Consider the following 12,032-nt stretch of genomic DNA (forward strand, 5'->3'; position numbering starts at 1 on the left):
GTTTTTACTTAATTTGAATTGGGTATGAAGAATGATCTGTTCCTTTAAATTTTATTTTGTTGTTTATATAATCCTTGTTATTTAATCGTTTATTCGTAAAATGTATGGTGTGTTGTTTGTATTGTCACTTTTAACTACATACTAAAAGAGAGCCTCAATGCTGTCGTTTCCTATATTTGCTTTCATTTTCTAAGCTATTTGGTTAAAATTAATTAATACACAAAGGCGTTTTACTTATTTGTCTGTAATCTTGTTACATTTGTGCGTGACATACCTTTAATCTATATATCTGCGAAATTTGAGAAGTGCAGAATGATAGGGCCGGCTCCTGTTATTTGTGATTGAAATCAATAATATTCACTAGTAAATTAAACTAAGCCTATAAAAAAACGATCATGTTTGATGGGGACTCATAGAAACCATATGAGGATTGTAATTTCGTATATTTCTCATTAATACTCTAACATCATGAAAACAACAATTTCATTTTTTACATTTTTGTGTATGGTTCTAGGAATGCTTTCTAGTTGCAATAATGAAAGTGATTTATCCGACTGTGAAAGTAATGGGACAGAGGTTGCCTTGTGGGGACAACAATTGGATTCAATCAAGAGTTCTTCTCCAAAGACTATAAGCAAAAGCCTTTTTATAAATGAAAGCAGGTTAACTTTAGTGGATTACAGAATACTTGGCGAAATATCTACAGAAGATGATCTTCTGCGATTGAGAGAGAATCTTTTAGTTGACGATAGCTATTTTCCATTCTATGATGTTACCAATAATAAGATCGAGATAAAAATGTTGAAAGAAATAACTTCTCAAAAAATAGAAGGGATAACTTATTCTCCGGAAGAATTGGAAGCATTTTTGGAAAAGATTCTTGTTTTAGGTATGATAAAAGTTGAATTGGAGTGGATGTGTGATTCACAAATATATAAAACAATTTGTGTTGTTTCTGACAAAAGCGGAATTGTTTATGATAACATTATCACAAATATCTTGTGCTTAGATGAGAAAGAGGATATGGATCTTCAACGGGAGCTACAGGGATGAGTGAATTATCTTCAGCTCATATACCCCGTCCTACCCCTGAAGAGGAAGATGACAGACCAAAGCCTGAACCTCACTAATATTAACAATTAATACTTCAAATATCATGAAAACAAAAGCGATTATTGTCAGTTTCTTTTTCTGCTTGTTCATGGGGGTATCCCTTTTGTGTGGAGCTACGACCCATCTCTCCGGTGACCAACCAGGCGATTCCGTTTTATGGAAACAACAACTGGATACGATAAAGAAAAATACGGCTGAACTTCATCTCGGATATGTCCTTACAGACTATAAATACATCGGCAAGATCTCTACGGAAGAGGATCTGGAGAGAGTAAAGCTTGCAATACTTGATGGTACAGGCTATCCTTTTGTAGAAAATGGAAAAACGATATTGATAAGCTTGAAAGAGTTCTCTTCTATCGACAAGGAAGAGGCAGAAAATATGAGGAAAAAAGTAAAGACGTATTTGGATCAGATGTTGCGGTTGCGCCTTGGACTGGAAGAAGTGGTATTGGAATGGACATGCGATGGCACTATTTATAAGACCGTCTGTGTAGCTTCCGACACACTTGGAATCCTCTACGAGAATGTTTTTATCAATGCCTTAGGGCTGGTACAACAAAGACTACTGTGCGTTATTCAGAATTCTAATACAAATTAGAACAACTGTTTCCGGGATCAAAAACAATTGTATCTGAAACTAAATACTTAAGTATTTGAAATCAAATACAATTGTTTTTTAGAATTAATACTATATAGCTGAAATCAGTTTGTATGTCCGGGTTGCTCTCTATGTCATTTCAGACTACTGCTTTCAGCTTTCAGTTGTTCGGGATGGCCTGTTTTTTCAATGTTCCCGGCTGAAGGGGTAAAACTGTAAAAAAGTGTATACGGTAATTCAAGGTAAAATAACTTCCGATAAAACATATGACCTTTAACATTTCGAACCACCTATGTTTCACGAGCAGGATAACTACCTGCAGGCAAACGGATAACTATTGATTGGTAAACGGATAACTATCTGTCGGAATCTAAGTCCGGTTATATCACCTTTCAGTCAGACCCTTTATCTTTCAATAGGAGATTGCGACTGACGCCTGAAAGGTGAGCTTTGAAAATTGCATTGTTATAGACCGGATTTTCTGCATGCTATCAATGAGGTAGGATATCTTTCAGATTTCTGATTGCTTTAGACTTGTTCGATAACAGATCGTAGTTATTATGTCCTCCTGAATACAGAATACATTTTATTCCCAATGCCTTTGCCACTTCCGCATCGTGTAATGTGTCTCCTATAATGAGTGCTTTTTCCGGATACAGAGAGTTTTCTTTTATCAGTCTTTGGCCGATCCCGATTTTTCCGGTAGCGCAGATATTATCTGAACCGTATATTCCTTTGAATTTATCCGTCAGGTGGAAACGGTCAAGCATGCGCAATAGATCGTCTGTCCCGGCAGCAGATAGAATATATTGGCTGATGCCTTTTGCATTGATCGCATCCAGGATAAAAGGGACATCAGCATGCAGCTTTATATCTTTCTCGTAGTTTTTATAACGTTCCATATATTCTGCGGATATCTCTTCGATTGACTCTTTTTCGAAGTCGATACCTATCCGGATATGGAACTGTTTGACGGGGAAGCAAAATATCTCTTTATAGGTATTTATATCCAGCAGGGGTAAATTCCTTTTTGAAAGCATTTCGTTGATAACCTTGACGTTTACTTCTACATCGTCTAATAACGTTCCGTTCCAATCCCAGATTAAAGTTTCTGTTTCTGATAAAATCATTTTTTTAGTTTAAGTGTTTTTACTCGTCTTCTTTGGAGAAAGATAGTAGACAAAGATAGGCAGATTTCTTATATAATCTGGCTGTGTCGGTCGTGTTGTGGTACATTATTTTTATATTTGCGCCCGTCCTTAATTCTGTGAATGTATGAAATATCTGTTGATTGTTCTTATTTTATTGGCTAATATGGCCGTTCAGGCCCAAACGAAAGAAACCTGTCGGGTTGCCTTGGTACAGGCACATCTTGCATGGGGAGATGTTGATGCAAACCTTGAAGCTTTTCAGAAGCGGGTAGAGAAATGCCAGGGATGTGATATGATTGTGTTCCCCGAGTTGTTTGTTTCCGGATGTGAAATGAAAAAGAAGGATAAAAAAATAGCTGTGCAGACGAAAGATGAAATAGCGGGTTATTATCCGGTTGTCATTGAGAAAATGAAGGAATGGGCGGCTAGTAGCGGAGCCTTGATAATCGGCTCTACAATATATAAAGAAGAAGGGAAATTTTATAATCGCTTACTTGCTGTCTTTCCTGATGGGCATTATGAATATTATGACAAACATAACTGTTTTAAGAAAGGAAGTTTTTCTCCCGGAGAAAAGCAGTTGGTTCTGAACTGGAAAGGACACCGTTTGGCTACTTATATCTGTTACGATCTCCGTTTCCCGGATTGGAGTCGGAATGAAGGTCGTTATGATACAGCTATTTATATAGCCAACTGGCCGGAGTCCCGGCGTGATGATTGGAATCGTCTTCTTCGTGAAAGGGCTATAGAGAATCAGGCCAATGTTATCGCAGTCAATTGTGCCGGGACTGATCTGGGAGGTATCATCTATGCAGGCGATTCTTACCTCTTGTCTCCCGAAGGGAAGATTGTCGGGGAATGTGAAGCCTACAAAGATGACATACTGGTTGTAGAGTTGTGATTCATTGTTGGTTGATATCGGATATCTCGTAAGTCTTAAGATAATAATCAGAGTTAAATATTTTCAAGAGTTTATATTATGCTTGTTTAGTTGTATCTAATTAGTTACATTTGCGAGATGAAAGCAACAGGTAAAAAAGATAACGATATACGTGAATTATATTTCTCGGATGAGTTTGTAGAGTTCTATGATATGTTGCAGGATAAAGTGAAGGCTAAGTTTGAGCATACGATGGATGTTATCAGAACTGAATATGTACTGAGTTCGAAGTTTGTAAAACACTTGGAAAATACAGATTTATACGAAATGAGAGTGTCTGTTAGTACTAATGAATATAGGACTATTCTTTTTGCTGTTGATGATGATAATATCATTCTTTCAAAGAAAATACTACTTTTGAATGGATTTCTGAAGAATCTACGAAAGACTATAATAAGCAAATAAAAATTGCAGAACGGATATTAAAAGACTTTGAGTTATGAGAAAGTTAGATGAAAATAAGTTGAGTAAACTGCATACAGCAGGTGAATTATTGGATAATAAATATGGGGAACTTGGAACCGAATCCCGTACAGCTTTTCATGAGAAATCAATCGCATGGTATTATGGTGAGATACTGCGTGATCGTCGGAAACAGCTAAAGATCACCCAACAAGAGTTGGCGGAAAAGGTTGGTACAGCAAGAAGTTATATTGCCCGCGTAGAAAAAGGGGAAACTGATATTCAGATTTCGAGCTTCTTTCGTATTGCTCGTGCTCTTGGAATAGAGTTTACCCCTACGTTCTTATGATTAACTTCGTTATTTCCGGTCAATATCTTATATCCATTTTCTCTTCTCCATTGTCAACAGCTACCGGATATGCGTTCTTATTATAAGTATATTTATAATAAGTCGTATGGGTGGTACCGGTTTTTCCATCTGTCACGGTTTCTTCCGTAAGTGTGTTCCGATAATTGAGGTACTGGCGAGAAGATATTCCTGATGCAAATGAATGATAACTGAAGAACCATAACGGTAATTCCACTTGGCTCATTGAACCGGGGTGGTTACTGTATTGAAAACTAGAGGTCGTAATAAGTGTCGAATCTTCGAGGTTGAACTTTTCGAGTTTTAACAGGTTTTTCGTTGATGGCTCGAAAGTTAAGGCATAGTAATATTTTCCATCCCATACTTTCTTATACCCTTCACTAGTCATTTGAAATGCACCCAGATCTGTTATCTTTGTAGGAAATCCGTTTCCGTCCAGTTCAATTTCCTGATTATAGGAAATATCCATGCTTGGTTCTCCACTTTGTTTTACAATGATTTTATTTCCTTCCTTTTCGAAACCTGTATAGCCGTTTCCGTCAGCAATATTGGGATCTGAAGGAGGAGCGTAGGAGATACCACGAAGTTCATCGCCTTTGTAGTTGAAAGTAGTGGTGAAACCGTCTTGGTTCATCATTTGCAGCAATCGGTTACCGGAATACGATAGATAGGTTGTTTGATTTTCTGTTTTGAATGCACTGGGGAGACCGTCTCTCCCTGTCGAACCGAAACCTTCGGTATTGTCATCACAAGAAAACAGACAAAAACTTACAGCAATCAGAGCTGTCGAGACAAGGGTATGGATGAATAGTTTCATAATAATTAGTTGTTTATAGTTTTATAAATATGATGCGATAGTAATTTGGATAGTTGCATCTGTTGGAAAAAATATAAGTATTTACGTGGTGAAGTGGTGAGTGTCAGATAAAAGGGACTTTTGATTTCAAAAGACCTGACTTTTTTTGAGGTGTTTCCTGGCTTTCTTTCGGGCTGGTAAAAAATGGAAGAGGTGGTACAAAGACTTCAAGCCAATGTACCACCTCTTCTTATATATATTAATGTACGGGTTACCTCCCCAATTCTTTATTATAGACCTCTTCATCATTAATAATGCGGAGTGCTTCTTTGAAGCTGGCATTATCATCATTGATTACCTGGAAATATTCTGCCATATCATACAGGTCACGAGCTATCAAAGCCTTTATCTGTAAGGCGATAAGCGGTTTTGAACGGTTGTATTCTTCTTCTTTATACTCGATCTTATCTTCTTTACCCAGATTAATTAACTCCTGAAGAGTTTCTTCGGGGACAACAAAGTCTTTTTTATACTGGCTGAATTTCGGATATTTCTTGTTCATTGCCGCACGGTTACGGTCCAGGTAACTCATGGAAACACGGTTTACAAGACCGGATGCAACCAGGTTGCGGTGATAATCCGTATAACGGGTTGTGTCTACCGGAATGAAAACGTCCGGCATGATACCGCCGCCACCGTAAACGATACGTTTGGTTTCCAGTGTGTTGTATTTCATAGAATCCGGGAAATGGATGCTGTCGGCACTCATTAGTTCGCCGCGGTTGTAACGGTCGATCAGGTCGTGCTGGTAATCTTCCAGTTTACCGTTTTCGTAATGTTTCTGGATACTACGTCCGGTAGGCGTATAATAACGGGCTACTGTCAGACGGATCATAGAACCGTCCGGCATTGGGATCGGTTTCTGAACCAGACCTTTACCGAATGTACGGCGTCCTACTACGACACCACGGTCCCAATCCTGTACGGCACCCGAAAGGATTTCGCTGGCAGAGGCAGATGATTCGTCTACCATAACGACCAGGCGTCCTTCCTCAAAATTGCCTTTGGCTGTCGATTTGGCTTCGTCGCGCGGCTGTTTGTTACCTTCGGTATACACGATCAGTTTGTCTTTATCGAGAAACTCGTCTGCCAGTTCGATGGCAATATTTAGATAACCGCCCCCATTACCTTGCAGGTCGAGGATCAGGTTTTTCATACCTTGTTTTTGCAGTTTGGCAAGTGCGTCGCGGAACTCATCGGCTGATGAGGCAGCAAAACGGTTCAGTTTGATGTAGCCGGTCTGTTTGTCTGCCATATAAGCGGCGTCCAGGCTGGTTACGGGTATCTTTCCGCGGATGATCTTGAATTCGATCAGTTCCGGATTCTTATTTCGCAATACCTTGATGTTCACTTCAGTCCCTTTCGGACCACGCAGACGTTTCATGATGTCGGTCGTCTTCATTTTTACACCGGCTATCAGGGTATCGTCGACCATGATGATACGGTCGCCAGCCATCAGGCCGACCTTTTCGGACGGACCGCCGGGAATTACCTGAATGACATATAAAGTATCGGTCAGCATATTGAACTGGATACCGATACCGTCGAAGTTGCCTTGCAGGGGTTCGGTCATCTCTTTTGTCTCTTCCGGATCCATATAGTTTGAATGCGGGTCCAGCTTTTCCAGCATACCGGTGATCGCATCTTCTACCAGCTTGGAATCATCCACCGGATCTACATATAGATTCGAGATGGCATATACAGCCATGGATAATTTGCGGGCATCCTGATTCGGTTTCTGGGCCACAGCCGTTGTGATGGCAATCATTGCAACGAGCAGGGATACTACAATTCGTTTCATTTTAATTTTTGTTTCGTAAATAGTCAATATAAGTTGGTTCCCTTCGGAACGAAGGGAGAAATATCTTTGCCATACCGTAATAGCTCCCGTACAATGCTGGAACTGATGTGTGTATGTTCGGGTTCTGTAAAAAGAATGAATGTCTCAATGCCGCTCAACTTCCGGTTGACGTCGGCAATACTTTTTTCATACTCGAAATCGTTGACGGTACGGATACCGCGCATAATAAATTCGGCACCGACTTCTTCTGCAAAATCGACAGTCAGTGAGTTATACGACATCACTTTTACCCGTGGCTCGTCTTTATAAAGACACCGGATCGCTTCCATACGTTTTTCAAGCGTGAAATAAGTCTGCTTTTTATCGTTAATACCGATAGAAATGATGATCTCGTCGACCAGGGCGAGCCCGCGGCTTACCAGCGATTGGTGTCCAATCGTAAAGGGATCGAACGTTCCGGGGAACAAAGCGATACGCTTATTCATTTTCAATTTTCAATTTTCAATTTTTAATTGATAACGTCTTCTTCTACAACCAGATTGTCAATAATAAAGTTCTGTCTTTCCATGGTGTTTTTACCCATATAGAATTCGAGCATCTCCTTAACCAGGTCTTCTTTTTTCATCGTTACCGGGTCCAGGCGCATGTCCTTGCCGATAAAGTTTCTGAACTCGTCCGGTGAAATCTCTCCCAGACCTTTAAATCGGGTGATCTCCGGATTCTTTCCTACTGCCTGGATTGCTGCCAGACGTTCTTCTTCTGTGTAGCAATAATATGTTTTTTGTTTGTTGCGTACACGGAAAAGCGGGGTTTGCAGGATATAGACATGATTTCGTTTGATCAGGTCGGGGAAGAACTGCAAGAAGAACGTGATCAGCAGTAACCGGATATGCATACCGTCGACGTCGGCATCGGTAGCGATGATAACTTTGTTATATCGCAGACCGTCCAGTCCGTCTTCAATATTGAGGGCGGCTTGCAGCAGGTTGAATTCTTCGTTCTCATAAACGATCTTTTTAGTCAGGCCGTAGCTGTTAAGCGGTTTACCGCGTAGACTGAAAACAGCCTGAAAGTTCGGGTCACGGCTTTTGGTGATCGATCCGCTGGCCGAGTCACCCTCGGTGATGAAGATACAACTTTCTTCTGTCCGGTCGCCTTTGGTATCGTTGAGGTGGATGCGGCAGTCACGGAGTTTCTTGTTATGCAGGTTTGCCTTCTTAGCTCGTTCACGGGCCAGTTTCGTTACACCGGCAATCGCTTTACGTTCCTTTTCCGATTCGAGGATCTTGCGAAGCAGGGCTTCCGAAGTATCTGTGTTCTTATGAAGATAGTTGTCGAGTTCTTTCTTGATAAAGTCGCCGACGAATTTTGCCACGGTAGGGCCTTCGGGACCGATATCTTTCGAACCCAGCTTGGTTTTTGTCTGGCTCTCGAACACTGGTTCTTCCACCTTAATACTGATGGCGGCAACGATACCGGCACGGATGTCCGAATATTCGAAGTTTTTATTATAATATTCTTTGATGACACGTCCCAGCGTTTCGCGGAAAGCAGAAAGATGCGTTCCGCCCTGAGTCGTGTATTGTCCGTTTACGAACGAATAATATTCTTCACCGTATTGGTTACTGTGTGTGATAACCACTTCGATATCTTCTCCGTTCAGATGAATGATCGGATATAAGGGCTCGGTGGTCATATTTTCGTTCAACAGGTCGACCAGTCCGTTGCGTGAATGGAATTTCTTGCCGTTGAACATAATGGTCAGACCTGAATTCAGAAAGACATAATTCTTCAAAAGGCTTTCTATGAATTCGTCCTTGTATTGATATTCTTTGAAGATTTCCTTGTCCGGAATGAAATAGATCAGTGTTCCGTTTGCTTCGTCAGTCGGTTGGATTCCAGACTCCTCTGTAATGATGGCTTTGCTGTATTCGACCCGTTTACACTCTCCTTCGCGGAAGCTGGTAATCAGGAAATAGCTGCTCAGGGCATTCACGGCCTTGATACCGACACCGTTCAGTCCGACAGACTTTTTAAAAGCCTTGCTGTCGTACTTGGCACCTGTGTTCATTTTACTGGATACGTCGACCACCTTTCCCAGCGGAACACCACGGCCAAAGTCCCTGACGGAAACAGTTCCTTCTTCAACGGTCACTTCTATAGTTTTGCCGTACCCCATCATATATTCGTCGATGGAGTTATCGAGTACTTCTTTCAGCAATACATAGATTCCATCATCCGCATAGCTACCATCTCCCAGTTTACCAATATACATACCAGGGCGCCGGCGGATATGTTCCATCCAGTCCAGCGTCTTGATATCGTCGTCATTATACGCTGTCGGTTGTTGCATTGTTGAATTCAGTTCTTCCATAGAAAATCCTTATTTTAATTTTTTGATAAATGCTCTTCTTGTTTTGTGATGTTCACGTTTGAAATAGTCCCATTGGGCCTGTACGGCATTGTTGTTTGCCAGTTCCGGATTACTTTCGGCATATTCGACACCCAGACCGATATATACGGGAATAAGGTCGTTGAACAGCAGTGCGTTTACCCCTTTGTTCTGATATTCAGGTAATACTCCCGTCAGATACAAGTCGATTACTTTGGGCTTTGTTTTCAATGCTTTTAGCAGATGTATCCAGCCGAAAGGGAATAAATGTCCTTTTGCCTTTTGCATGGCATGTGAAAGGCTGGGTAATGAGATTCCGAAACCGACTACGGTGTCATCTTCTTCCCTGATAATAAGAGTCACCAGATCCAGACGGATCATCGGGATATACATTTTTACATAATAGTCGATCTGCTTCTGGGTCAGCGGAGCAAAACCGTATAATGGTGCATAAGCTTCGTTCAGTGTTTCAAAAATCTTTTGTGCATACGGCCATATCTCTTTCGTCTTTTTGAACTTCATCGTTTTAAGGCCATATTTCTTTTTTACTATTTCACCGATGCGCAGGTGTTTATCAGGTACACCTTCCGGGATATATATTTTAAATTCATGCCAATCCTGATCTTTTTCGTATCCCATACGTTCCAGATGCTGCGGGTAATAAGGGTAGTTATAGATGGCGGCCATGGTTCCGAGTTGGTCGAATCCTTCGATCAGTATACCTTCATGATCCATATCTGTAAATCCCATCGGCCCATGAATCTCTTTCATTCCTTGTTCTTTAGCCCATTTTTCAACAGCGTTGAACAAAGCGTCTACGACTTCTGCGTCATCGATGAAATCCAGAAAACCGAAGCGGGCGCGTTGTTGGTCCCACACTTCGTTACTACGGCGGTTAATCATTCCGGCAATACGGCCGGCTATTTTACCGTCTTTGTAGGCAAGAAAATAGACGGCATCGCAAACTTCGAATGCCGGATTCTTCTTCTTGTCCAGTGTAACCATCTCCTCCTCGATCAATCCCGGTATATGGTAGGGGTTGTCTTTATATAAATCAATATTGAACTTAACGAATTTCTTCAGTTCTTTTTTGCTGGTAACTTCTTTAATTACTACGCCCATTGGTTATTTTTATTAGAACGGCAAATTTACATAATTAATTCGTTACATCATTCGTTTACAGTTAAGATTAGGACTTTTAACATGAATAATACCGTCCTGATCCGTATAGTATGGGACGTTTTTTGTTTTCGACGTCCTCATAAATGTTTTCGACGTCCTCAAAAATAAAACAGTTCCTAATAAGAGTCGGTATTCATCGTGAAAAATCCGTTTTCTACTAATATTAATGGGATTCGATCATCCGGGTGTTCGTAAAATATGTTATATTTGCACTTAGTAATGAGCAGCGAAATTGATTATTTACCATGAAAAATTTAATAGTGACCCTTATGTTAACAGTCCCTTTTCTTTCAGGAGCATCATGTTCCTCAGCTCCTAAAATGATCCAGTCGGATCTGGCATTTAAAGCAGAAGCAACAACTGGTGAAGGTTCTATCTGGCATCCGGACAGAAATACTCTGTTCTGGGTTGATATCGAAGGAAAGACCTTGTATGAATATTATCCGGACAAGCAGGACTGTAAAACGTGGGAGTTCGACCGTATGGTTTCGACGGTGGTGCCGGAGACGGACAGCACAGTGGTTGTCTCTCTTCAGGATGAGATTGTACGGGTGAACTTGAATGACGGGAGTTTGTCTTCTGTGGCGCCTATTCCTGATTATGAAGGAAAAGTAAGATGTAATGACGGAAAATGTGATCCGGCAGGTCGTTTATGGATCGGAACGATGGGATTCGGGGCACCTAAAGGTGCCGGAACATTATATATGGTTGTGCCTGACGGAACGGTGGAGACCAAGTTGAAGAAAGTTACCATCTCCAACGGGATTGTCTGGTCGGCCAATAAGAAATACATGTATTACAATGATACTCCGACCGGTAGGGTGGCTCGTTACCGGTATGATGAAAAGACAGGCGAAATCTTGTTTGATGGCGTTGCTGTCACCTTGCCTCCCGGTTCAGGGGCTCCTGACGGGATGACGATCGATAGCAACGATAATTTATGGGTAGCTCAGTGGGGCGGTTTCGGTGTGTACTGCTACAATCCTTATACGGGTGAGTTACTGGGAAAAGTAGAAGTTCCGGCTCCCAATGTGGCCTCCTGTGCATTCGGCGGCAAGGATATGGATACACTCTACATTACAACGGCACGGGCCGGACTTTCGGAACAACAACTGGAAGAATATCCCCTTAGCGGTAGTCTTTTTGTTTGTAAACCCGGAGCAAGCGGGCCGGAGCCTTACAAATTTAAACAACCGGCAAAGTGAACAATATAATTTAACCTGTTTG

General features: G+C 41.2%; 11 protein-coding genes and 1 pseudogene. 6 read left to right on the forward strand and 6 right to left on the reverse strand.

Translation table 11 applies throughout. The features are described 5' to 3' along the window. Positions 1-468 precede the first annotated feature (468 nt). Positions 469-1,053 carry a hypothetical protein gene (locus DXA15_RS16040; protein WP_128134675.1) on the forward strand — a complete coding sequence of 195 codons (585 nt, stop codon included), beginning with the start codon at positions 469-471 and terminating at the stop codon, positions 1,051-1,053. Positions 1,054-1,156: 103 nt separating this feature from the next. Then, positions 1,157-1,714, forward strand: a complete 558-nt coding sequence (locus DXA15_RS16045) for a hypothetical protein (RefSeq protein WP_233567350.1) — start codon at positions 1,157-1,159, stop codon at positions 1,712-1,714. A 491-nt stretch (positions 1,715-2,205) separates the two neighbouring features. Here the strand turns inward: DXA15_RS16045 and DXA15_RS16050 are convergent, their stop codons facing one another. Beyond that, positions 2,206-2,844 (reverse strand): HAD family hydrolase, encoded by a 639-nt coding sequence (locus tag DXA15_RS16050; protein ID WP_128134676.1) that lies wholly within the window; start codon positions 2,842-2,844, stop codon positions 2,206-2,208. Positions 2,845-2,989: 145 nt separating this feature from the next. Between DXA15_RS16050 and DXA15_RS16055 the strand changes: the two genes are divergently transcribed. The 3 genes and pseudogenes from DXA15_RS16055 (at position 2,990) to DXA15_RS16065 (ending at position 4,556) form a co-directional block, all read left to right on the forward strand. Then, positions 2,990-3,766, forward strand: a complete 777-nt coding sequence (locus DXA15_RS16055; protein ID WP_128134677.1) for a nitrilase-related carbon-nitrogen hydrolase — start codon at positions 2,990-2,992, stop codon at positions 3,764-3,766. A 117-nt stretch (positions 3,767-3,883) separates the two neighbouring features. Further along, positions 3,884-4,248: pseudogene (locus DXA15_RS16060) on the forward strand (type II toxin-antitoxin system RelE/ParE family toxin). Further along, complete coding sequence (locus tag DXA15_RS16065; RefSeq protein WP_009860187.1) at positions 4,245-4,556, forward strand: helix-turn-helix domain-containing protein; 312 nt, start codon at positions 4,245-4,247, stop codon at positions 4,554-4,556. The pseudogene DXA15_RS16060 and the gene DXA15_RS16065 overlap by 4 nt, the downstream one beginning before the upstream one ends. Positions 4,557-4,575: 19 nt before the next feature. Here the strand turns inward: DXA15_RS16065 and DXA15_RS16070 are convergent, their stop codons facing one another. From DXA15_RS16070 to DXA15_RS16090, 5 genes are all read right to left on the reverse strand, one after another. Continuing rightward, positions 4,576-5,391, reverse strand: coding sequence for a permease (locus DXA15_RS16070; protein WP_128134678.1), 816 nt, complete (start codon positions 5,389-5,391; stop codon positions 4,576-4,578). A 250-nt stretch (positions 5,392-5,641) separates the two neighbouring features. Continuing rightward, positions 5,642-7,231 carry a S41 family peptidase gene (locus DXA15_RS16075; RefSeq protein ID WP_128134679.1) on the reverse strand — a complete coding sequence of 530 codons (1,590 nt, stop codon included), beginning with the start codon at positions 7,229-7,231 and terminating at the stop codon, positions 5,642-5,644. 23 nt (positions 7,232-7,254) lie between these two features. Next, entirely contained in the window at positions 7,255-7,716 is a 462-nt protein-coding gene (gene coaD, locus DXA15_RS16080) for a pantetheine-phosphate adenylyltransferase (RefSeq protein WP_128134680.1), read from the reverse strand. A gap of 23 nt (positions 7,717-7,739) precedes the next feature. Further along, complete coding sequence (locus DXA15_RS16085; protein ID WP_128134681.1) at positions 7,740-9,605, reverse strand: DNA topoisomerase IV subunit B; 1,866 nt, start codon at positions 9,603-9,605, stop codon at positions 7,740-7,742. Between the two features lie 9 nt (positions 9,606-9,614). Further along, positions 9,615-10,745, reverse strand: a complete 1,131-nt coding sequence (locus DXA15_RS16090; RefSeq protein ID WP_128134682.1) for a hypothetical protein — start codon at positions 10,743-10,745, stop codon at positions 9,615-9,617. 380 nt (positions 10,746-11,125) lie between these two features. Between DXA15_RS16090 and DXA15_RS16095 the strand changes: the two genes are divergently transcribed. Then, positions 11,126-12,010, forward strand: a complete 885-nt coding sequence (locus DXA15_RS16095) for an SMP-30/gluconolactonase/LRE family protein (RefSeq protein ID WP_199676336.1) — start codon at positions 11,126-11,128, stop codon at positions 12,008-12,010. Positions 12,011-12,032: the final 22 nt, after the last annotated feature.

It is taken from the genome of Parabacteroides sp. AM58-2XD (assembly GCF_003463685.1).
GTDB lineage: Bacteria > Bacteroidota > Bacteroidia > Bacteroidales > Tannerellaceae > Parabacteroides > Parabacteroides segnis.

What these genes read in the sequence shown, in the direction of transcription:
- DXA15_RS16075 (WP_128134679.1), bottom strand. Translation starts at nt 7,231, where the DNA reads ATGAAACGAATTGTAGTATCCCTGCTCGTTGCAATGATTGCCATCACA.
- DXA15_RS16095 (WP_199676336.1), top strand. Translation starts at nt 11,126, where the DNA reads ATGATCCAGTCGGATCTGGCATTTAAAGCAGAAGCAACAACTGGTGAA.
- DXA15_RS16040 (WP_128134675.1), top strand. Translation starts at nt 469, where the DNA reads ATGAAAACAACAATTTCATTTTTTACATTTTTGTGTATGGTTCTAGGA.
- DXA15_RS16090 (WP_128134682.1), bottom strand. Translation starts at nt 10,745, where the DNA reads ATGGGCGTAGTAATTAAAGAAGTTACCAGCAAAAAAGAACTGAAGAAA.
- DXA15_RS16055 (WP_128134677.1), top strand. Translation starts at nt 2,990, where the DNA reads ATGAAATATCTGTTGATTGTTCTTATTTTATTGGCTAATATGGCCGTT.
- DXA15_RS16065 (WP_009860187.1), top strand. Translation starts at nt 4,245, where the DNA reads ATGAGAAAGTTAGATGAAAATAAGTTGAGTAAACTGCATACAGCAGGT.
- DXA15_RS16085 (WP_128134681.1), bottom strand. Translation starts at nt 9,605, where the DNA reads ATGGAAGAACTGAATTCAACAATGCAACAACCGACAGCGTATAATGAC.
- DXA15_RS16050 (WP_128134676.1), bottom strand. Translation starts at nt 2,844, where the DNA reads ATGATTTTATCAGAAACAGAAACTTTAATCTGGGATTGGAACGGAACG.
- DXA15_RS16070 (WP_128134678.1), bottom strand. Translation starts at nt 5,391, where the DNA reads ATGAAACTATTCATCCATACCCTTGTCTCGACAGCTCTGATTGCTGTA.
- DXA15_RS16045 (WP_233567350.1), top strand. Translation starts at nt 1,157, where the DNA reads ATGAAAACAAAAGCGATTATTGTCAGTTTCTTTTTCTGCTTGTTCATG.
- coaD (WP_128134680.1), bottom strand. Translation starts at nt 7,716, where the DNA reads ATGAATAAGCGTATCGCTTTGTTCCCCGGAACGTTCGATCCCTTTACG.